The following is a 19,263-nucleotide window of genomic DNA, read 5'->3' as shown; positions in this document are numbered from 1 at the left end:
CGGAGATGAGCGAGGCGACAGAGCATTTCGACGCGATCGTCATCGGCGCGGGGCAGGCCGGACCGCCGCTGGCCGGCCGGTTGACCGAGGCAGGCCAGACCGTCGCGGTGATCGAGCGCAAACTGGTCGGCGGCACCTGCGTCAACTACGGCTGCATCCCCACCAAGACGCTGGTGGCGAGCGCGCACGCGGCCCACCTGGCCCGGCGCGGCGCCGACTACGGCATCGGCACCGGCGACGTCGCCGTCGACATGGCCAAGGTGAAGGCCCGCAAGGACAGGATCATGCTCGACGATCGCCGTGGCCTCGAGTCATGGCTGCAGGGCATGAAGGGCTGCACCTTCATCCGCGGCCACGCCCGCTTCACCGATCCGCACACCGTGGACGTCGACGGCCGAATCCTGACCGCCGACCGCATCTTCCTCAACGTGGGCGGCCGCGCCGTGGCACCCGACCTGCCGGGCCTCTCGGACATCGACTACCTCACCAACGTCGGCATCCTCGAACTCGACACCGTGCCCGAGCATCTGGTGATCATCGGCGGCAGCTACATCGCGCTCGAATTCGCGCAGATGTACCGCAGGTTCGGCGCCGAGGTCACCGTCATCGAGAAGGGCCCCCGGCTGACGTCCCGGGAGGACGAGGACGTCTCGGCCACCGTCTGCGAGATCCTCGAGGCCGAGGGCATCACCATCATCGTCGGCGCCAATGACATGCGGTTCACCAAGCGCGACAACGGCTTCGACGTGATACCCCGCGCCGGCGCCGACGCCGTGTCCGGCACCCACCTCCTCGTCGCGGTCGGGCGCCTGCCGAACACCGACGACCTGGGTCTCGACGCCGCCGGTGTGCAGACCGACGAACGGGGCTTCATCGTCGTCGACGACCAGCTGCGCACCACCGCCGAGCACATCTGGGCGATGGGGGACTGCAACGGCAAGGGCGCCTTCACCCACACGTCGTACAACGACTTCGAGATCGTCGCGGCCAACCTGCTCGACGACGACCCCCGGCGGGTCAGCGACCGCATCACCACCTACGCGCTGTACATCGATCCGCCGCTGGGCCGGGCCGGGATGTCGGTCGACCAGGTGCGGGCGTCGGGCAGGAAAGCGTTGGTGGGCAAGCGCCCGATGACGCGCGTCGGCCGCGCCGTCGAGAAGGGCGAGACCCAGGGCTTCATGAAGGTGGTGGTCGACGCGGAGACCGAGGAGATCCTGGGCGCCGCGATCTTCGGCGTCGGCGGCGACGAGGTGATCCACTCGATTCTCGACGTGATGACCGCCAAGCTGCCCTACACGGCGATATCCCGCACCATGCACATCCACCCGACCGTCAGTGAGCTGGTGCCGACGCTGCTGCAGGATCTGAAGCCGCTGACATAGCGTGCCTGCCGGCCTTGAGCTGGCGCGTCACCACGGCCACCCGGGTCCCGAGATGGGCACAGGTCCGGGCGTCGGAACCGTGCACCCGGTCCGGTCCGGCGTCGACGTCGGTCTGTGCGCCCGCCCCGAGGAAGAACGCCAGCCGGTTGAGGTCGTCGGGACCGGAGGCGGAGCTGTTCCAGCCTGCCACCAGACCGAGGTTGACCCAGTGCATGTGGTGCTGGGCGGCGAACACGGCGAGCGACGTCAGCGTCTGCAGCTTGTCACCGCTCTTGCCGCCCGAATTGGTGAATCCCGCCGCGATCTTGTCGCTCCAGGTGCCTTCCTGGCAGCGCCTGCCGGTCTTCTCCGCGAACGCCTGGAACGCCGCGGACACGTTGCCCATGTAGGTCGGCGTGCCGAACACGATCGCGTCGGCGGTGTCCAGGATGTCCCAGTCCGCGCCGGACATCGCGTCGACGGCGATCAGGGTCACGTCGGCGCCGGCGTCGCGGGCACCCGCGGTGACGGCGTGTGCCAGCGTCTCGGTGTGCCCGAAGCCGGAGTGGTAGGCCACCGCCACCCGCGGCGCACCGTCGTCGAAGTGGTTGTCAGGCATGATTTCTCCGTATCCGGTTGGTCCATTCTGGTAGTTCGGTGCCGCCGAGGTGGGCCTCCAGCCGATCGAGGAAGGCCTCGGTGCCGCCGCGGAAGCCCGTGGCGTTGCGCACCCCGAGGCCGCGATGGGTGAAGCGCAGCACGGTGGCGCCGGCGCCGTCGGGGGTCAGTTCGTAACGCACCACACCGTCCTCGACGATCTGCTGCCTCCACTCGTGTTCGAGCACGTGCGGTGGATCCCACACCAGGATCCGGCCGGTCATCCGTTTGAGGTCGTCGGGCACCGGCGGGCCGGTCGCGACCATCTCGATGGTGCCGCCTTCGCGGGGATCGATGGTGGTCGGCCCGAACCACTGCTGCCGTTCGCCGGGGTCGGTGATGGCCGACCACACGGCCTCGACGGGGTAGGGCAGTCGGCGCTCGAAGTGCAGCACCGCGCGGTCACCGTCGATCGTGAGTGTGCCGTCGCGCCCGGTCATTCGGCCGGCCCCCGGGTGGTCCGCAGATGACGCTCCAACGCATCGAGGTGACCGGTCCAGAACTGGCGGTAGCGGTCGATCCACTGGTCGATCGCCACCAGGCCGTCGGCGCGCAACGCGTAGATGCGGCGTTGGGCGTCGGGTCGCACCTCGACGAGGCCGACCTCGCGCAGCACCCGCAGGTGTCGCGACACCGTCGGCTGTGTCAGGCCCGGCAGTGTGGCGACCAGGTCGCCGGCCGTGCGTTCACCTTCGGTCAGTGCGTCGAGCAGTGCCCGCCGGCTGGGCTCTGCCACCGCCTCGAATACGTCCATGCCCCTAATATTGCACGTCATCTATATAGATGCAAGGGCATATACGTACGCCGAACGTGAGCAAGATGGCGATGATCGGGCGACTTTTGAGAAACAAGCTCACGTTCGGCGGATCGGCGGCGGGCCGCCGTCAGCTGGTTGCGGCGCGCAGCAGCCGCAACTGACCGATCTCCGAGATGTTCTTGGTCAGTTCGACATTCACCCACAGCACGGTGTGGGCCATGGTGCGGCCGGCGTCGGCGCCCCAGGGGAAGGTGGACGGCCGGTGCAGGTCCTGCGTGCTCAGCTCCTCCAGCAGTGCCCGCCACTGCCCTGCCAGCTCGCGTAACCGCGTCACCGCCGCCGACCCGGAACCGGGCCACGTCACGTCGGTGCGCTCCGGCGCGGTCTCGCCGCGCGCGTGTGCCAGCGTCACCGACCACCACCAGTCGATGTGCCAGGTGAGCCACGCGATCGTGGGAACCGGGATCGGGTCGGGCTCGGTGTCCGCCCAGTCGGGGCGCCAGCGGCCATCGTCTTCCGGTCGCACGGTCCACACCAGTTCGCTCGGCTGCCACAGGAAATCGGCATCGACCAAGGCGTCGAGGTGCACCTCGGCCAGCGCCCACACCAGGTCGAACTGCCACCGCAGATCCGCGCTCACCGGCGCTGCACCAACAGTGTCTGCGCGCTGGTGCCGACGAACCCCTGCCGGTCGAAGATCTCCGCCGTGGTGACGCCGACACCGTCCGGACCGATCGAACCGCGCGCCCGTAGCGCGAAGTTCGACCCGCTCGGCAGGCGGTGCAGGTGGACGGTGGTGTCGGTGTTCATGAACATGAACCGTTCGGGGTCCAGCGCGGCGCCCGCCCCGTTGGCGGAGTCGACGACCATCGCCAGCCGCTGCACCGCCGTCGTCTCCTCGTCGTCGATCAGCGGCACCAGCGGGCTGAGCCAGGCCACCGCGGCATCGCCGCCGGCGCTGGGCTGCCTGCGCCACCTGACCGTCTCGAGGTAGCCCTGTGCGCCCTCCCAGCTGTGCGGCACCGGTATCGCCGCGCCCTCGACGAGCGGTGGATACCGGTCGGTTGCCACCTCGCGGGTGTCGCTGGTGGCCAGCAGCCAGGCGGTCACGCGGGCCACCGCACGTTCGGAGCCGTCGGGTGCGGCGGCGGTCATCTCGGCCACCATCATCGAGATCCGGGTGCCCGGCCGGGACACCCTGCTGCGCACCGTCACCGGCGCGACCGGGATGGCGCCGAGGATGTCGAGGCTGAGCCGGCCGATCCGCAGCGGCGTGCCTGCCGCCAGGTCCTCGATGGCGCGGGTCATCAGCGCCAGCGGCGGCGAGCCGTGCTGGATGTCGGCGGCCCAGTTGCTGCGGGTGCCGTCGGTGGATTCGAAGCGCTCACCGGCGGGCCCGCCGCCGGGCAGGCGGCGGTAGAGGCAGTCGATCACGCAGCGGGCTCCGCCGCCGTCTGCAGCACCGCGTCGGGGTCGCCGTCGTCGATCACGGTGGGCCAGCCGGGGTAGGGCGGTGGCGTGCCGCCGAACGCCGGGCAGTGCGCGTGATGGGCGCACCAGTCGCACAGCCGCGACGGCTTGGGCCGGAAATCGCCCGAGGCGCCCGCCGCCTGGATCGCCCGCCACATCGCCGACAGCGTGCGCTCGAAACGCAGCAGCTCGTCGGCGTCGGGGGAGTAGTCGAGCACCTGTCCGTCGGCCAGGTAGAGCAGCCGCAGCCGGGCCGGGAGCACGCCGCGGGACCGCAGCAGTGCGACGGCGTAGAACTTCATCTGGAACAGCGCCTTCGCCTCGGCCAGCGTGCGGGCCTCCGGCGGCGCCTTGCCGGTCTTGTAGTCGACCACCCGCAGCTCGCCGGTGGCGGCGACGTCGATGCGGTCGACGAATCCCCGCAGCAGGGTGCCGTCGGCGAGTTCCACCTCGACGCGCTGCTCGCAGGACTGCGGGTCGAACCGGGTCGGGTCCTCGAGGCGGTAGTAGCCCGACAGCAGCTTGCGCACCTCGTCGATCAGCGCCGTGCGCACCGCGGGGTCGACGTCGGCGACGAGGTCGGGGTGTTCGGCCACCACGCGGTCCCATGCGGGACCGACGAGTGCCAGCGCGGTGTCGTGGCCCCGCTGCTCGGCGGGCAGGGAGTACAGCTGTTCGAGCGCGGCGTGGGCGACCGAACCCCGCAGCTGCGCGGGAGAGGTGGGCTCCGGGAGGCGGTCGATGGCCCGGAACCGGTACAGCAGCGGGCACTGCTTGAAATCGCTGGCCCGCGAGGGGGACAGCGCGGGCCGCCGCACACCACCCCGTTCGCTGCTCACGCACAGCAGCCTAGGACGGCCCCCCGACAACCCCGCGCACCCGCGGCGGCGCGTCCCCTGGCAGGCTTGACGGCTATGCGCCGCACCGGTCCCTTCGCTGTCGGCGACCGCGTGCAGCTCACCGACGCCAAGGGCAGGCACTACACGATGCTGCTCGAGCCCGGCCGCGAGTTCCACACCCACCGCGGGATCATCGCGCTCGACTCCGTGGTCGGGCTGCCCGAGGGCAGCGTGGTGAAGTCGACGAGCGGTGACCAGTTCCTGGTGCTGCGCCCCCTCCTGGTCGACTACGTGATGTCCATGCCGCGCGGGGCGCAGGTGATCTACCCGAAGGACGCCGCCCAGATCGTGCACGAGGGGGACATCTTCCCCGGCGCACGGGTGCTCGAAGCGGGCGCGGGTTCGGGCGCGCTGACCTGCTCGCTGTTGCGGGCCGTCGGCCCCGGCGGTCACGTGTCGTCCTACGACGTCCGCGACGACCATGCCGTGCACGCCGAGCGCAACGTCGTCACCTTCTTCGGTGAGCGCCCGCCCAACTGGGACCTGGTGATCGCCGACGTGAACGACTACTCCGGTCCGGAGGTCGACCGGGTGGTGCTGGACATGCTCTCGCCGTGGGAGGTGCTCGACACGGTGTCGCGCAATCTGGTGCCCGGCGGGGTGCTGATGATCTACGTCGCGACCGTCACGCAGCTCTCGCGGGCGGTGGAGGCGCTGCGCGAGCAGCAGTGCTGGACCGAGCCGCGGGCGTGGGAGAGCATGCAGCGCGGCTGGTACGTGGTGGGTCTGGCGGTCCGCCCGCAGCACACCATGCGCGGCCACACCGCGTTCCTGATCAGCGCGCGCCGGCTCGCGCCGGGCGCCGTGGCGCCGATGCCGCTGCGCCGCAAGCGGCAGCTCGGGACCTGATCACTCGTCGGTGCTGCGGCGCAGGCCGCGCCGGACCGACAGCAGTTCCAGTTCGGGCCGTGCCGCCACCAGCCGCTCGGCGGCGTCGAGCACCTCGACCACGTGCGCCCGGTCCGCCGCGACCATCGCCACGCCCACGGCGGCCCGCCGGTGCAGTTCCTGGGAGCCGACCTCGGCGGCCGACACGCCGAACCTGCGGGCCAATTCTGCGATCACCGGCCGCACCGCGGACCGCTTCTGCTTGAGCGAACGGACGTCGCCGAGGAGCAGGTCGAATTCGAGCCAGCCGATCCACATGAGCGGCCTCAGCGCGGCGGCGCAGGCGCGGCGGGCGCGTTCAGTGCGAAGAGCAGTTCGGCGGTCTCGTGGGTGAGCTGCCAGCCGCCGTCGGGCGTGCGCGCGAACTCCATCGGGAAGGTGAAGTCGCCGCCCTCCCGTCCCGCGGGGGTCCTGGCGATCACCGTCGCGGTGACGTTGCCGGGGTCGGACTCCGACCAGGCCAGGTCGGCGGCGTCGAAGGTCATCGGGTGGTAGCCGTTGTCGGTCAGCGCCCGGCCGAAGCGGTCGAGGGCCTCGGTGTCGGCGTTGGTGGCCTCTTCGACGAATGTGGTCTTCTCGGCGCCGGGCACGTTCACGTCGGCCAGGCGGTAGAGCACATCGGTCAGAGCGCTGGGGGGCGGCAGCGGCGCGGCCACCGGGGCCGGCGGCGGGCCTGCGGGTGTGCTGCGCGCCGGTGGGGCCGGCGCAGGCTGTGGGGCGTCGGCACTGCACCCGACAAGCCCGAACGCCGCCACCAGGATGGTGACGGCGCTCGAGATGACGGTGCTTGTACGGCGGATCGTCAGCCCACCAGGTCGCCGAGGGCGAACAGCGACTGGCTCGACAGCTGCCAGCCGGTGGGGCTCGGGCCGCGCACGAACGAGAGCGGCATCGAGCGGACCTGACCGTTGGCCAGCGTCGCGGTGACGTTCGCCGTCGCCAGGTTTCCGTTGAGATCGGGGGTGGCGACGGTGGCGCTCAGCGGCAGGTAGCCCTTCGCCACCGCGTCGTTGTACTTGATCTCGGCGCCCTTGCCGGTGAACCGGCCCAGGCCCTGGATGTAGGGCGACTTGCCGCGGAAGGAACCGCCGGAGCCGAGGGCGTTGACCGTCTGGGTGATCTCACCGGTGATCTCCGGCGCGGGTGCGGTGGGCACCGGCGCGCCGAACGCGACGGGGGAAGCGGACGAGATCGCAGGGGATGCAATCGAGGTCACACCCACCGCGGCGGCTCCGACAACGGCGGCCGCTGCCATGCCGGTTACGAGGGTTTTCAGGATCACAACTGTCCTTTCGAAGGGTCCAACGCTTTCTTACGTTAACAGTGATGCTGGTGTGTCCCATTGCTACACCGCACACAAAGGCTGAATCGCCGGTAGCGTTGAAGTTGTTACTGCACCAATATTCGGTGCGGGAGGGAGTTCGGTATGAGTGAGTCAGATCGTTCGGAAGCCTTCTCGGACGGTTTCGGGACCCCGATGTCCAGCGATGATGCTGCCGAATTGGAACAGCTGCGCCGAGAGGCCGCGCTGCTGCGCGAGCAGCTGGAGAACGCTGTGGGCCCGCAGAGCGGGCTGCGCACCGCGCGTGACGTCCATCAGCTCGAAGCCCGGATCGACTCGCTCGCCGCACGCAACGCCAAGCTGATGGAGACCCTCAAGGAGGCCCGTCAGCAGTTGCTGGCGCTGCGCGAGGAGGTCGACCGGCTGGGGCAGCCGCCGAGCGGTTACGGCGTGCTGCTGGGGACACACGACGACGACACGGTCGACGTGTTCACCTCCGGCCGCAAGATGCGCCTGACCTGCTCGCCGAACATCGAGACCGAGGGACTCAAGCAGGGCCAGACGGTCCGCCTGAACGAGGCGCTGACCGTCGTCGAGGCGGGCACGTTCGAGTCGGTCGGCGAGATCAGCACGCTGCGCGAGATCCTCTCCGACGGACACCGGGCGCTGGTCGTCGGTCATGCCGACGAGGAGCGCATCGTGTGGCTGGCCGAACCGCTGGTGGCCGCCGAGCACCTGCCGGATGATCCCGACGCCGACATCGACAACGACAACGACAACCGGCCGCGCAGGCTGCGGCCCGGTGACTCGCTGCTGGTCGACACCAAGGCCGGCTACGCCTTCGAGCGCATCCCCAAGGCCGAGGTCGAGGACCTGGTGCTCGAGGAGGTGCCCGACGTCAGCTACAACGACATTGGTGGCCTCGGCCGTCAGATCGAGCAGATCCGCGACGCGGTGGAGCTGCCGTTCCTGCACAAGGAGCTCTACCGGGAGTACTCGCTGCGACCGCCCAAGGGTGTGCTGCTCTACGGTCCGCCCGGTTGCGGCAAGACGCTGATCGCCAAGGCGGTGGCCAACTCGCTGGCCAAGAAGATGGCCGAGGTGCGTGGCGACGACGCGCGCGAGGCGAAGTCCTACTTCCTCAACATCAAGGGCCCCGAGCTGCTCAACAAGTTCGTCGGCGAGACCGAACGCCACATCCGGCTGATCTTCCAGCGGGCGCGCGAGAAGGCGTCCGAGGGCACACCGGTGATCGTGTTCTTCGACGAGATGGACTCCATCTTCCGCACCCGCGGCACCGGCGTGAGCTCCGACGTGGAGACCACCGTGGTGCCACAGCTGCTCTCGGAGATCGACGGCGTCGAGGGCCTGGAGAACGTCATCGTGATCGGCGCCTCCAACCGCGAGGACATGATCGACCCGGCGATCCTGCGGCCCGGCCGCCTGGACGTCAAGATCAAGATCGAGCGGCCGGACGCCGAGTCGGCTCAGGACATCTTCAGCAAGTACCTGACCGAGGAACTGCCGATCAACGACGACGATCTCGCCGAGTTCAGCGGCGACCGTTCGCTGACCATCAAGGCGATGATCGAGAAGGTCGTCGACCGGATGTACGCCGAGATCGACGACAACCGGTTCCTGGAGGTCACCTACGCCAACGGTGACAAGGAAGTCATGTACTTCAAGGACTTCAACTCCGGCGCCATGATCCAGAACGTCGTCGACCGGGCGAAGAAGAACGCGATCAAGTCGGTGCTGGAGACGGGCCAGAAGGGCCTGCGCATCCAGCACCTGCTCGACTCGATCGTCGACGAGTTCGCCGAGAACGAGGATCTGCCGAACACGACGAATCCCGATGACTGGGCCCGTATCTCGGGCAAGAAGGGCGAGCGGATCGTCTACATCCGCACGCTGGTCACCGGCAAGTCGTCGAGCGCAAGCAGGGCCATCGACACGGAGTCGAATCTCGGCCAGTACCTGTAGCCGCCGAACACCGACGAGGGGCCTCCGCAGTGCGCTGCGGAGGCCTCTCGCATCGCGTCAGTCCCCGTGGCTGCGGTAGCGGTTGCGGGCGGTGACGGTGGTCCGCAGGTCCTCGACCAGTGGGTCGAGGAACTCCGTGCGGTATTCGCCGTCGCCGACGGCCCGGGCACTGACGTACATGAAGGTCAACGCGCCCAGGAACATCAGCACGTGAACCAGCGCCTGAGGCAGCGGGATGGTCGCGTCGAGGATGACGGCGTTCCCGGTGTTGTGCCGGGTCCATTCGTCGAGCAGCGGCGGGCTCAGCACCAGCAGCGCCAGCCCGAGGAAGATCAGGGTCGTGGCGACGGCCACCGCCAGCACCTGGGTGACCTGGGATGCCGCGACGACGAACAGGACGTTGATCCGCTCACCCCGCCGCAGCGGCGGCGGATCCGGCGGATCGGGCATCGACTCGAACGGGGTCCCCGCCAGGCCCGCGGCGGCCGCCTCGGTCGTCCCTGACTGCGCCAGCATCGGTTTGACCCGCTCCCACAGCCCGGTCAGCAGGAAGGCGACGGCGATCAGCGACATGAACCCCACGATCAGCCACATCCGGTCGCGACCGATGGTGGAGGCCATGCCCCAGATCGCGCCGTTGAAGAACACCAGGACCGTCAGCAGCACCACCGGCAGGGCACGTGCGGCGAGCGTCGCGATGGACGCCAGGTGCGAGGCGGTCAGCCGGAGCGCCCACGCCAGCACCGATCCCACTCCGAGCCCGGTGAGGAGGATCACGAAGCCGACGAGCAGCGCCGTCGACACCACATCGTCGACCATGTTCGTGTTGCCGTCGAAGAGCCCGGCGGCCAGCACGACGAGAACCGACGCGCCGGCCGCATGGCGACGGGTCCGGTCGGAGGCCAGGCGGGAGACGGCGTATCCGGTCAGCGCCATGGCCGGCACCGTGACCACCAGGACGACGATGCCGACCCAGCTCCGCGTCGAGGCGGTGGTGTCGATGTGGATCTCCGGCGAGCCCGTGCCGAGGGTGAGCGCGAGCACGGCGATCTGCAACGCCGCCACGCCGGCGAGGGCGGGCGCCGACCGCGACCACACCCGGCGCCACCGCTCCCGCCGGGTCAGCACCGAGGGCACGCCCTTCCTGAGGAACCAGTTCTCGGCCGCGACGCGGTCGACGGTCGTGGGCGCGTTCGATTCACCGGACGTCATGGGACAACCTTCCACGGACCCGCGCCGGCATGCGGACTGAAGTCACGATCGGTCACCGGTGGGCGGGCCGCGGCTTCCTCTCGGCCGCCGTGCCGCTGCGCACGGTGACGGCCCGGTAGGTGGTGTTCCACAGCCACTCCACCGGGCCGCGGTCGTACCGGCGCAACCACAGGTGGGCGAACGTCATGACGATGGCGGTCACCACGACGTAGATCGCGATGGTGACCGGCACGCGGTGCTCAGCCGGTGTCGCCGCCGCCAGGCCGAGACCCCAGCCGTAGCACAGCACCGAGGCCACGAGGTTCTGCAGCACGTAGCTGGACAATGCCATCCGGCCCACCTCGGAGAGCCGGCGACCGGCGATGCTGCGCGCACGGTCGGGCCTGCGGTGGTAGTACTCCGCGACGAGGGCGAGGACCCCGAGGGCGACCACGGGTGCGGTGCCGTAGCGGGAGGCCAGCAGTCCGGCGCCGCCGGGGACGCCGAGTTCAAGAGCGAAGTCGAGTGGAAGGGCGACGCCGAAGCCGGCGATCATCAGGCGGCGGCGCAGCCTCGCGCCCCGCTCATCGAGCACACCCGCGTCGAACAATCGTGCGCCGAGCAGGAACAGCGCAATGGACAGCGGGAAGATCAGCACGGTCTCGAGCCGGAACAGCCACGCGTGGTCGAGGCGGAAGATCACCAGGTCCCACCAGGATCCGTCGGCGTAGGGGTTGGGGTCGAGCATTGACGGCCCGCCGTCGGTGCGGGGAGCAAAGGCGACAGCAGCGGTGATCGCGGCGAGCATCGTCATGTGCACCGCCGTCGCGCTGGCGATCACCCGCCACTGCACACGCGGGGCGGTCACCAGCAGATAGGCGACGATCCACCCGGTGACGGCGTAGCCCATCAGCACGTCGAACTCGGTCATCAGCACGAAGTGGGCGATGCCGTCGATGAGCAGCAGCGCGGCCCGCCACGGGTAGCTGCCGGGCCACGCCAGGCCGGATCGGCGTGCCGACGCCTGCTGCAGCGCCAGTCCGATCCCGAACATCACCGTGAGAAGACCGAGGAACTTCCCCTGGGTGAGCCACTGAAGGACGAGTTCCACCGGCCGCCAACCACTGTCGGGAGTCCCGCTGAGATAGCCGATCAATCCCTGCGGATGGGTGAAGATCCAGATGTTGGTGCCCAGCGTGCCCAGGATCGCGATCCCGCGCAGCACATCGAGGGCCGGGTAGCGCACTGCTGCCATGGCTGCCGAACGTACCATACGATCGTATTGGCGCCGGTATGATGGGCGCGTGAGCGCACCCTACGAGCGCATGGTCGACGCGGTGCTGCGCGCCCTGCTCGCCGAGGGCTTCGAGGGAGTCTCCGTGCGCAAGGTCGCCGCGGTCGCCGGGGTGTCGATCGGTGCTGTGCAGCATCACTTCCCGACCCGCGACGCGATGCTCGACGCGGCGATGGACCGGGCCGCGCAGCGGTTCCGCGACCGGCTGGCCGACCGGCTGCCGGCGGGGCTCTCCCCGGCACAGTTGTGCGCCGAACTGGCCGTCGCGCTGGTCAGCGCCGATGATCGCGACGTCAGTGTGATCTGGTTGCTGCGCCTGGCCCGCGCCGCGGTCGACGAGGGCACCGCGGCGCGCCACCGCCGCGAGTGGCGGGCGCTCGAGGACCACCTGGCCGGCGTGCTCGCCGACGCCGGTGTCGACGACCGGGCGGCGGCGGTGGAACTGCTCGCGCTGCTCGACGGTCTGGCCTGTTCGGTGGCCGTGGAACCGGGCCGCGTCAGCGCCGAGCTGGCCGAGCGCATCGTGCGAGGCCACGTCGCCCGCCTGCTCAGCCCTGCGCGGCCTCCCGCTCGAGGTAGGCGTCGCGACCGGCGAGGCTGACGGCGACGTCGGCGATCAGCGGATCGAAGAACCGCTCCCGGTAGAGCGGATCGACACTGGTGCTGACGGTGAAGTACAGCCCGGACAGCACGGACACGAACAGCGACATGTGCACCACCGTCTGCGGCACCGGCAGGGCGATGCCGAACCACGTTCCGGCGCAGGGTGGTTGACCTTCTGCGCAGACCTCCTCGGCGGACCACAGCACGGTCACCTCGTCGGGGATGGCGATCACTCCGAGGGCCAGGAAGAACGCGAACAGGCCCGCGGTGAAGAACACCACCTGGATCGCCTGAGCCACCAGCATGATCGCGACGACGTTGACCCGCTCGCCGCGGGACAGCGAGGTGCGCGGCGGCTGGTGCCCGGGCGTGACGGCCAGTGGGGTGCCCGCCAGCAGTTCGTTCGGATTCTGCTCCTCGGCGCGCTCCTCCCGCAGGGATCGCACCTCGTCGCGAATGGTGGTGACCATGAACAGGATCGCCACCAGCGCGAGGAACGCGATGGTCTCCCACAGCCGCTCCCGCGTCACCCGTGCCGACAGCTGCCACAGTTCGCCGGTGAAGTACACCACCACGGTCAGCATCAGGAACGGCAGGGCGCGGCTCATCAAGGTGCCCAGCGCTCCCAGCTGCAGGAACGCGAAGCGGAACGCCCACAGCGCGATCGAGCCGAAGCCGACATAGGTCAGCCAGATCGCGAGCAGGGACAGCAGCAGGAAGACCGGCGCCTCGGCCAGCGCCTCCGCCGACCAGCCGTTGACGGCGACCGGCATGACGGCGACGAAGATCGCCATCACCAGCACTGCCGCCGAACGCCGTCCCGCCAGGCCGAGGCGGGTGACGGTGCGACGCAGCATGTTCATCACGAACGGCGCCACGACGAGTGCCGCGGCGATCAGACCGAGCCTCAGCACGTAGCCGAGATCGGGATCACCGTCGGTGAGTTCGGCCGCCGAAAGCATCAGGGCGGTGACGGCGCCGAGCCCGGAGACCATGGGGGCGGACCGCTCGATCAACCGGCGTGAACGCACCCGCCGGGTGAGCACCAGCGGCAGCCCTCGCTGCAGGAACCACTCGTGGACCTGCCGCTCGTCGGACACAGCGCACCATTGTGCGCGATCCCTTCCCGCGCGGCAGCGGTAATGATGGACCGGTGGATACGCCGGCCCCCGCAGACCGCGTCCTGCCGCGGACCCGGTGGGGCATCTCGGCGCGCTCGTCGTTCGTCGCCGCCGCGGTGGTGTTCGTGGCGTTGACGTTGTCGGGCGCCGGACTGGCCGCGGTGCTGTACCGGACGCTGCTGGCCGACGTGGACAGCGCCGCGGCCGAGCGGCTCGGCGAGATCGCCTCGGCCCTGCGCACCGACGGCGTCGACCGGCTCGATCCCGGGCTGCTCGACACCGACGAACGGATCCTCGCGGTGCAGATCCTCACCACCGACGGCGTGGTGGTGCGGCGGTCGCAGGCCGCGCCTGACACCCCGCTGATCCCGATCGGCGAGATCGGTGACGTGGTGCGGATCGGCATGCCCGAGCACGCGTCGCCGTACGGGCCGATCCGGTTCAGCGCGGGCACCTACGACGGGCCCGGCGGCAGCCACACCGTGCTGGTCGGTGAGGGCAGCCACGTCGTGGAGTCGACCGTCCGGGCGGTGATCATCGCGCTCGCGGTCTCGGCGCCCATCGTGATCGCGGTGTCCGCGGCGGCGACGTACCTGCTGGTGCGCCGGTCGATGCGGTCGGTGGAGGCGATCCGCGGCCGGGTCGACGCCATCACCACCTCGGACCTGACCGAGCGGGTGCCCGTGCCGGACAGCCGCGACGAGATCGCCGCGCTCGCGGTGACGATGAATGAGATGCTGGCGCGGATTGAGGCCGGTCACGCCGCCCAGCAGCGGTTCGTCGGCGACGCCTCCCACGAGTTGCGCAGCCCGCTGGCCACCATCGTCTCGGCGCTGGAGGTGGCGGCCGCCCACCCGGACCTGCTGGGCCCCCTGGCCACAAAGACGCTGCTGCCCGAGGCGCACCGGATGCAGGCGCTCATCGAGGACCTGCTGCTGCTGGCCCGGGCCGACGAGCGCGGGCTGGTGCTGCGCCGGGAGGACGTCGACCTCGACGACCTCGTCGCTGCCGAGGTCGACGCCGTGGCGGGGCGCTCCGGTCCGGTCGTGCACAGCGATCTGGCGCCGGTCCGCTTGCTCGGCGACCGCGCCGCGCTGTCGCGCGTGGTGCGCAACGTGCTCGACAACGCGGCCCGGCATGCGTCGAACCGGGTCGACGTCACCGTGCGCGCCGCCGCAGGCGCGGCCGTGCTGACGGTGGCCGACGACGGGCCGGGAGTGCCGCCCCACGAGCGGGCCCGGGTGTTCGACAGATTCGTCCGGCTCGACCCGGACCGGTCCCGCACCGGTGGCGGCGCCGGGCTGGGACTGGCGATCGTCAAGGAGATCGTCACCGCCCACGCCGGCGCGGTGTCGTTCGGCGAGCGTCCCGGCGGCGGGTCGGTGCTGACCGTTCAGCTGGCGCTGTCGACGGCGCCGGAGTCGAGCCGGTAGCCGACACCGCGGATCGTCTTGATGCTGTTGGCGCCGAACGGCACGTCGATCTTGCGGCGCAGGTAGCCGACGTAGACCTCCACCACGTTGTCGGGGCCGTCGTATTGCGCGTCCCACACGCTGTGCAGGATCGTCGTCTTGGCGAGTGCGGTGTCGGGGTGGCGCATCAGGAATTCGAGCAGGCCGTACTCGCGCGGGGTCAGCGGGATCGGCGTCCGGTTGCGCATCACCACCCGGCGCACCGGGTCGAGCGTCAGGGTGCCCGCGGTGAGCACCTTCGGTCGTTGCACCGCGCTGCGCCGGTTGAGCGCCCGCAGCCGGGCCACTAGCACGGCGAACGAGAACGGCTTGGTCAGGTAGTCGTCGGCGCCGAGGTCGAACGCGTCGGTCTGGTCGTACTCGCCGTCCTTGGCGGTCAGCATCATCACCGGCGTCCACACGCCGTGGCGCCGCATCCGCCGCAGCACCTCGTAGCCCGACAGTCCGGGCAGCATGATGTCGAGCACCACGACGTCGAACTGCTCCTCGCACGCCCGCCGCAGACCGTCCACCCCGTCGAAGGCCTCGACGGTCGTGAAGCCCTCGGCGGCCAGGCCGGCGGCGAGCGTCGCCGCCAGCCGGCGCTCGTCTTCGACGATCAGAACCCGCACCGTCCCAGTATCCCGGCAGCCGGCCCCGCCACCGTCGGTCACCGCCGCCTCGCGGCCGTCGCCTAGGCTGACGGCATGCAACGGATCATCGGAACGGAGGTCGAGTACGGCATCTCCTCGCCGTCTGATCCGACCGCGAATCCGATCCTCACGTCCACGCAGGCCGTGCTGGCCTACGCCGCCGCCGCAGGCATCCAGCGCGCCAAGCGCACCCGGTGGGACTACGAGGTGGAGTCCCCGCTGCGCGACGCCCGCGGGTTCGACCTGAGCCGCTCGGCCGGGCCACCGCCGGTGGTCGACGCCGACGAGGTGGGCGCCGCCAACATGATCCTCACCAACGGCGCCAGGCTCTACGTCGATCACGCCCATCCGGAGTACTCGGCGCCCGAGGTGACCGACCCGATGGACGCGGTGATCTGGGACAAGGCCGGCGAGCGGGTGATGGAGGCCGCCGCGCGGCACGTGGCGAGCGTCCCGGGTGCGGCCAAGCTGCAGCTGTACAAGAACAACGTCGACGGCAAGGGCGCCTCGTACGGGTCGCACGAGAACTACCTGATGAGCCGTCAGACGCCGTTCTCGGCGGTCATCGCCGGGTTCACGCCGTTCCTGGTGTCGCGGCAGGTGGTCACCGGGTCCGGACGGGTCGGCATCGGCGCCGCGGGCGACGAGCCGGGCTTCCAGCTCACCCAGCGCGCCGACTACATCGAGGTCGAGGTCGGCCTGGAGACCACGCTCAAGCGCGGCATCATCAACACCCGCGACGAGCCGCACGCCGACGCCGACAAGTACCGCAGGCTGCACGTCATCATCGGCGACGCGAACCTGGCCGAGACGTCCACCTACCTCAAGGTCGGCACCGCGTCCCTGGTGCTCGACCTGATCGAGGAGGGCGTCGACCTCACCGACCTCGCGCTGGCGAGGCCGGTGCACGCCGTCCACGTGATCAGCCGTGACCCGTCGCTGCGGGCCACCGTCGCACTGGCCGACGGCCGCGAACTCACCGCCCTTGCGATGCAACGCATCTACCTGGACCGGGTGGCCAAGATGGTGGACTCGCGCGACCCCGATCCGCGGGCGTCCCATGTCGTGGAGACCTGGGCCGAGGTGCTCGACCTGCTCGAGCGCGACCCGATGGAGTGCGCCGAGATCCTGGACTGGCCGGCCAAGCTCCGGCTGCTGGAGGGCTTCCGCAACCGCGAGAACCTCAGCTGGTCGGCGCCGCGCCTGCACCTGGTCGACCTGCAGTACTCCGACGTGCGACTCGACAAGGGTCTTTACAACCGGCTGGTGGCCCGCGGGTCGATGAAGCGACTGGTCACCGAGCAGCAGGTGATCGACGCCGTGGACAACCCGCCGACCGACACCCGGGCGTACTTCCGCGGAGAGTGCCTGCGCCGGTTCGGCGCCGACATCGCCGCGGCCAGCTGGGACTCGGTGATCTTCGATCTGGGCGGCGATTCACTGGTCCGGATCCCGACGCTGGAGCCGCTGCGGGGCAGCAAGGCCCATGTCGGAGCGTTGCTGGACTCGGTGGACAGCGCCGCCGAACTGGTAGCGCAGCTCACCAACTGATCCGGCTATCCCGGGCAATCGGGATTCGGACCGGTAATGTGAAAGAACCGGTGCGCGGCTTCGTTCACCGATGACATGTGCAGGAGGCAGCGATGGCTCAGGAGCAGACCAAGCGCGGCGGTGGTGGCGGTGAGGACGATGACGTCACCGGCAGCACGGCCGCCGGCCAGGAGCGTCGCGAGAAGCTGACCGAGGAGACCGACGACCTGCTGGACGAGATCGACGACGTCCTGGAGGAGAACGCCGAAGACTTCGTGCGTGCGTACGTCCAGAAGGGCGGACAGTGACCTGGCCGCACGATCACCAGGCCTTCGCCCGATTCGCACTCCCGACCCCTGGGGCACCCGCCGTACCGGTGGACCTGTCGTCGTTCTCTGACATGCTGCGCAGGCAGGCGCCCCATCTGCTGCCGTTCGGCGGTGGTGCGGAGCACGTCGGGCGGGTCACGGACGCGGTGCCGCACGGCACGACGATCGTCGCGCTGAAGTTCCCCGGCGGCGTGGTGATGGCCGGCGACCGGCGTGCCACGCAGGGCAACATGATCGCCAGTCGTGACGTGCAGAAGGTGTACATCACCGACGATTACACGGCCACCGGGATCGCGGGCACCGCGGCCATCGCGGTGGAGTTCGCCCGGTTGTACGCCGTCGAACTCGAGCACTACGAGAAGATCGAGGGCGTCCCGCTGACGTTCCCCGGCAAGGTCAACCGGCTGGCGACCATGGTGCGCGGCAATCTCGGCGCGGCACTGCAGGGCTTCATCGCGTTGCCGCTGCTCGCCGGATTCGATCTCGACGATCCCGACCCTCAGGGCGCCGGGCGGATCGTGTCCTTCGACGCGGCGGGTGGCTGGAACATCGAGGAGGAGGGCTACCAGTCCGTCGGTTCCGGCTCGCTGTTCGCCAAGTCCGCGATCAAGAAGCTGTACGGGCAGGTGCAGGACGCCGATTCGGCGCTGCGCGTGGCCATCGAGGCGCTGTACGACGCGGCTGACGACGACTCCGCCACCGGCGGGCCGGATCTCGTGCGCGGCATCTATCCGACAGCGGTGGTCCTCAGCGCCGACGGCGCCGAAGAAGTGAGCCAGGACCACATCGCCACACTGGCTCGCGAAGTCATCCAGAGTCGTTCCCGCGCCGATACCTTCGGCCCCGATGCGCATGCGCCGCGAGGTACAGATTCGTGAGCTTCCCCTATTTCATCTCGCCCGAACAGGCGATGCGCGAACGTTCGGAGCTGGCGCGCAAAGGCATCTCCCGGGGCCGCAGCGTGGTCGCGCTGGCCTACGCGGGCGGTGTGCTGTTCGTCGCCGAGAACCCGTCGCGGTCACTGCAGAAGGTCAGCGAGCTCTACGACCGGGTGGGCTTCGCGGCGGTCGGCCGGTTCAACGAGTTCAACACGATGCGCAGCGGCGGCATCCGGTTCGCCGACACGCAGGGCTACGCGTACTCGCGCCGCGACGTGACCGGCCGCCAGCTGGCGAACGTGTACGCCCAGACGCTGGGCACCATCTTCACCGAGCAGGCCAAGCCGTACGAGGTGGAGCTGTGCGTCGCCGAGGTGGCGCACTACGGCGAGACCAAGGCGCCGGAGCTCTACCGGATCACCTATGACGGCTCCATCGCCGACGAACCGCATTTCGTCGTGATGGGCGGTACCACCGAGCCGATCCTGACGGCGCTCAACGATTCGTACACGGAGAACGCCGAGCTGGGCGACGCCGTGAAGATCGCGGTGGCGGCGCTGAGTGCGGGCGCGGGCGGCAACGGCAGCGAGGCCCGCACGCTCGGGGTGTCGACGCTGGAGGTCGCGATCCTGGATGCGAACCGGCCCCGTCGTGCGTTCCGGCGGATCACCGGTGCGGCACTGGAGGCGCTGCTGCCCGAGGCCGGCCAGGCCGACGCCGGTGGCGCCGAGTCCGGGGACAAGCCCGCGGATTAGCTCACCTCACGGGGGGGCAGGTGGCCCGCCTGGTACTCCGTATCGCCTGGGCTCTGTTGCGGAGTTCCACCGATTCGGCGATCGTGCGGGCGGCGCGCTCGAAGAGGTCGGCCAGGTCTTGCGTGTCGTAGTGCAGGCCGGTGGCGCTGTTGCTGTTC

Annotated in this window: 22 protein-coding genes; 9 read left to right on the top strand and 13 right to left on the bottom strand. The window is 70.0% G+C overall.

All coding sequences use genetic code 11. The features are described 5' to 3' along the window. Positions 1 to 5: 5 nt before the first annotated feature. Positions 6 to 1,385, top strand: a complete 1,380-nt coding sequence (locus tag O6P37_RS18200) for an FAD-containing oxidoreductase (RefSeq protein WP_269895393.1) — start codon at positions 6 to 8, stop codon at positions 1,383 to 1,385. Here O6P37_RS18200 and O6P37_RS18195 read toward each other — a convergent pair. From O6P37_RS18195 to O6P37_RS18170, 6 genes are all read right to left on the bottom strand, one after another. Further along, the gene (locus O6P37_RS18195; protein ID WP_269895392.1) at positions 1,336 to 1,983 is read right to left on the bottom strand and encodes a flavodoxin family protein; all 648 of its coding nucleotides are present in this window, start codon (positions 1,981 to 1,983) and stop codon (positions 1,336 to 1,338) included. The two genes, O6P37_RS18200 and O6P37_RS18195, sit on opposite strands and share 50 nt — an antisense overlap. Next, positions 1,976 to 2,461, bottom strand: coding sequence for an SRPBCC family protein (locus O6P37_RS18190; RefSeq protein WP_269895391.1), 486 nt, complete (start codon positions 2,459 to 2,461; stop codon positions 1,976 to 1,978). Before O6P37_RS18190 ends, O6P37_RS18195 begins: the two co-directional genes overlap by 8 nt. Next, positions 2,458 to 2,775 (bottom strand): ArsR/SmtB family transcription factor, encoded by a 318-nt coding sequence (locus tag O6P37_RS18185; protein ID WP_264010687.1) that lies wholly within the window; start codon positions 2,773 to 2,775, stop codon positions 2,458 to 2,460. The genes O6P37_RS18190 and O6P37_RS18185 overlap by 4 nt, the downstream gene beginning before the upstream one ends. A gap of 130 nt (positions 2,776 to 2,905) precedes the next feature. Further along, positions 2,906 to 3,418 (bottom strand): DinB family protein, encoded by a 513-nt coding sequence (locus O6P37_RS18180; protein ID WP_269895390.1) that lies wholly within the window; start codon positions 3,416 to 3,418, stop codon positions 2,906 to 2,908. Continuing rightward, the gene (locus tag O6P37_RS18175) at positions 3,415 to 4,212 is read right to left on the bottom strand and encodes a thioesterase family protein (RefSeq protein WP_269895389.1); all 798 of its coding nucleotides are present in this window, start codon (positions 4,210 to 4,212) and stop codon (positions 3,415 to 3,417) included. The genes O6P37_RS18180 and O6P37_RS18175 overlap by 4 nt, the downstream gene beginning before the upstream one ends. After that, positions 4,209 to 5,087: a RecB family exonuclease gene (locus tag O6P37_RS18170; protein ID WP_269895388.1), complete on the bottom strand. Its 879-nt coding sequence runs from the start codon at positions 5,085 to 5,087 to the stop codon at positions 4,209 to 4,211. Before O6P37_RS18170 ends, O6P37_RS18175 begins: the two co-directional genes overlap by 4 nt. Before the next feature lie 75 nt (positions 5,088 to 5,162). Between O6P37_RS18170 and O6P37_RS18165 the strand changes: the two genes are divergently transcribed. Next, on the top strand, positions 5,163 to 5,996 hold the full coding sequence (locus O6P37_RS18165) for a tRNA (adenine-N1)-methyltransferase (protein ID WP_264010683.1): 834 nt from the start codon (positions 5,163 to 5,165) through the stop codon (positions 5,994 to 5,996). Here O6P37_RS18165 and O6P37_RS18160 read toward each other — a convergent pair whose 3' ends face one another. Genes O6P37_RS18160 through O6P37_RS18150 form a run of 3 tightly spaced genes read right to left on the bottom strand, consistent with a single transcriptional unit; the run spans position 5,997 to position 7,290 of the window. Beyond that, complete coding sequence (locus tag O6P37_RS18160; RefSeq protein ID WP_264010682.1) at positions 5,997 to 6,293, bottom strand: DUF503 domain-containing protein; 297 nt, start codon at positions 6,291 to 6,293, stop codon at positions 5,997 to 5,999. An 8-nt stretch (positions 6,294 to 6,301) separates the two neighbouring features. After that, positions 6,302 to 6,790: a hypothetical protein gene (locus O6P37_RS18155; RefSeq protein WP_269895387.1), complete on the bottom strand. Its 489-nt coding sequence runs from the start codon at positions 6,788 to 6,790 to the stop codon at positions 6,302 to 6,304. Between the two features lie 47 nt (positions 6,791 to 6,837). Continuing rightward, positions 6,838 to 7,290 carry a hypothetical protein gene (locus tag O6P37_RS18150; RefSeq protein ID WP_332909802.1) on the bottom strand — a complete coding sequence of 151 codons (453 nt, stop codon included), beginning with the start codon at positions 7,288 to 7,290 and terminating at the stop codon, positions 6,838 to 6,840. Between the two features lie 171 nt (positions 7,291 to 7,461). Here O6P37_RS18150 and arc point away from each other — a divergent pair, with 171 nt between their 5' ends. After that, on the top strand, positions 7,462 to 9,300 hold the full coding sequence (gene arc / locus O6P37_RS18145; protein ID WP_264010679.1) for a proteasome ATPase: 1,839 nt from the start codon (positions 7,462 to 7,464) through the stop codon (positions 9,298 to 9,300). A gap of 57 nt (positions 9,301 to 9,357) precedes the next feature. Here arc and O6P37_RS18140 read toward each other — a convergent pair whose 3' ends face one another. Together O6P37_RS18140 and O6P37_RS18135 are read right to left on the bottom strand one after the other, a co-directional pair. Further along, positions 9,358 to 10,512 carry a hypothetical protein gene (locus O6P37_RS18140; protein WP_269895385.1) on the bottom strand — a complete coding sequence of 385 codons (1,155 nt, stop codon included), beginning with the start codon at positions 10,510 to 10,512 and terminating at the stop codon, positions 9,358 to 9,360. A 52-nt stretch (positions 10,513 to 10,564) separates the two neighbouring features. Continuing rightward, on the bottom strand, positions 10,565 to 11,746 hold the full coding sequence (locus O6P37_RS18135; RefSeq protein WP_269895384.1) for a DUF418 domain-containing protein: 1,182 nt from the start codon (positions 11,744 to 11,746) through the stop codon (positions 10,565 to 10,567). Between the two features lie 49 nt (positions 11,747 to 11,795). Here O6P37_RS18135 and O6P37_RS18130 point away from each other — a divergent pair, with 49 nt between their 5' ends. After that, positions 11,796 to 12,386, top strand: coding sequence for a TetR/AcrR family transcriptional regulator (locus tag O6P37_RS18130; protein WP_269895383.1), 591 nt, complete (start codon positions 11,796 to 11,798; stop codon positions 12,384 to 12,386). Here the strand turns inward: O6P37_RS18130 and O6P37_RS18125 are convergent. Continuing rightward, positions 12,334 to 13,488 carry a hypothetical protein gene (locus O6P37_RS18125; protein WP_269895382.1) on the bottom strand — a complete coding sequence of 385 codons (1,155 nt, stop codon included), beginning with the start codon at positions 13,486 to 13,488 and terminating at the stop codon, positions 12,334 to 12,336. The genes O6P37_RS18130 and O6P37_RS18125 overlap by 53 nt on opposite strands. A gap of 53 nt (positions 13,489 to 13,541) precedes the next feature. On the opposite strand from O6P37_RS18125, the gene O6P37_RS18120 reads away from it, so the two are divergent. Further along, positions 13,542 to 14,942, top strand: coding sequence for a sensor histidine kinase (locus O6P37_RS18120; RefSeq protein ID WP_269895381.1), 1,401 nt, complete (start codon positions 13,542 to 13,544; stop codon positions 14,940 to 14,942). Here the strand turns inward: O6P37_RS18120 and O6P37_RS18115 are convergent. Next, a complete protein-coding gene (locus O6P37_RS18115) occupies positions 14,903 to 15,592 on the bottom strand; it encodes a response regulator transcription factor (RefSeq protein ID WP_269895380.1) in 690 nt (229 codons plus the stop codon). The two genes, O6P37_RS18120 and O6P37_RS18115, sit on opposite strands and share 40 nt — an antisense overlap. Before the next feature lie 75 nt (positions 15,593 to 15,667). Here O6P37_RS18115 and dop point away from each other — a divergent pair, with 75 nt between their 5' ends. From dop to prcA, 4 genes are all read left to right on the top strand, one after another. After that, positions 15,668 to 17,164 carry a depupylase/deamidase Dop gene (gene dop, locus O6P37_RS18110; protein ID WP_269895379.1) on the top strand — a complete coding sequence of 499 codons (1,497 nt, stop codon included), beginning with the start codon at positions 15,668 to 15,670 and terminating at the stop codon, positions 17,162 to 17,164. Positions 17,165 to 17,256: 92 nt separating this feature from the next. Then, positions 17,257 to 17,451 (top strand): ubiquitin-like protein Pup, encoded by a 195-nt coding sequence (locus O6P37_RS18105; protein WP_264010673.1) that lies wholly within the window; start codon positions 17,257 to 17,259, stop codon positions 17,449 to 17,451. Next, positions 17,448 to 18,350: a proteasome subunit beta gene (gene prcB, locus O6P37_RS18100; protein ID WP_408633197.1), complete on the top strand. Its 903-nt coding sequence runs from the start codon at positions 17,448 to 17,450 to the stop codon at positions 18,348 to 18,350. The genes O6P37_RS18105 and prcB overlap by 4 nt, the downstream gene beginning before the upstream one ends. Beyond that, on the top strand, positions 18,347 to 19,105 hold the full coding sequence (prcA, locus tag O6P37_RS18095; RefSeq protein WP_269895378.1) for a proteasome subunit alpha: 759 nt from the start codon (positions 18,347 to 18,349) through the stop codon (positions 19,103 to 19,105). The genes prcB and prcA overlap by 4 nt, the downstream gene beginning before the upstream one ends. The last annotated feature ends 158 nt before the right edge of the window (positions 19,106 to 19,263 follow it).

Origin of the sequence: Mycobacterium hippophais, assembly GCF_027529605.1 — a bacterium.
Taxonomy (GTDB): domain Bacteria; phylum Actinomycetota; class Actinomycetes; order Mycobacteriales; family Mycobacteriaceae; genus Mycobacterium; species Mycobacterium arseniciresistens.
The sequence above is the reverse complement of the archived record's forward strand: the minus strand, read 5'-3'. Positions and strand labels throughout refer to the sequence as shown.

Excerpts from the sequence above, each read along its gene's own strand:
- O6P37_RS18200 (WP_269895393.1), top strand. The coding sequence starts at position 6 with ATGAGCGAGGCGACAGAGCATTTCGACGCGATCGTCATCGGCGCGGGG.
- O6P37_RS18195 (WP_269895392.1), bottom strand. The coding sequence starts at position 1,983 with ATGCCTGACAACCACTTCGACGACGGTGCGCCGCGGGTGGCGGTGGCC.
- O6P37_RS18190 (WP_269895391.1), bottom strand. The coding sequence starts at position 2,461 with ATGACCGGGCGCGACGGCACACTCACGATCGACGGTGACCGCGCGGTG.
- O6P37_RS18185 (WP_264010687.1), bottom strand. The coding sequence starts at position 2,775 with ATGGACGTATTCGAGGCGGTGGCAGAGCCCAGCCGGCGGGCACTGCTC.
- O6P37_RS18165 (WP_264010683.1), top strand. The coding sequence starts at position 5,163 with ATGCGCCGCACCGGTCCCTTCGCTGTCGGCGACCGCGTGCAGCTCACC.
- O6P37_RS18160 (WP_264010682.1), bottom strand. The coding sequence starts at position 6,293 with ATGTGGATCGGCTGGCTCGAATTCGACCTGCTCCTCGGCGACGTCCGT.
- O6P37_RS18150 (WP_332909802.1), bottom strand. The coding sequence starts at position 7,290 with ATGGCAGCGGCCGCCGTTGTCGGAGCCGCCGCGGTGGGTGTGACCTCG.
- arc (WP_264010679.1), top strand. The coding sequence starts at position 7,462 with ATGAGTGAGTCAGATCGTTCGGAAGCCTTCTCGGACGGTTTCGGGACC.
- O6P37_RS18140 (WP_269895385.1), bottom strand. The coding sequence starts at position 10,512 with ATGACGTCCGGTGAATCGAACGCGCCCACGACCGTCGACCGCGTCGCG.
- O6P37_RS18135 (WP_269895384.1), bottom strand. The coding sequence starts at position 11,746 with ATGGCAGCAGTGCGCTACCCGGCCCTCGATGTGCTGCGCGGGATCGCG.
- dop (WP_269895379.1), top strand. The coding sequence starts at position 15,668 with ATGCAACGGATCATCGGAACGGAGGTCGAGTACGGCATCTCCTCGCCG.
- O6P37_RS18105 (WP_264010673.1), top strand. The coding sequence starts at position 17,257 with ATGGCTCAGGAGCAGACCAAGCGCGGCGGTGGTGGCGGTGAGGACGAT.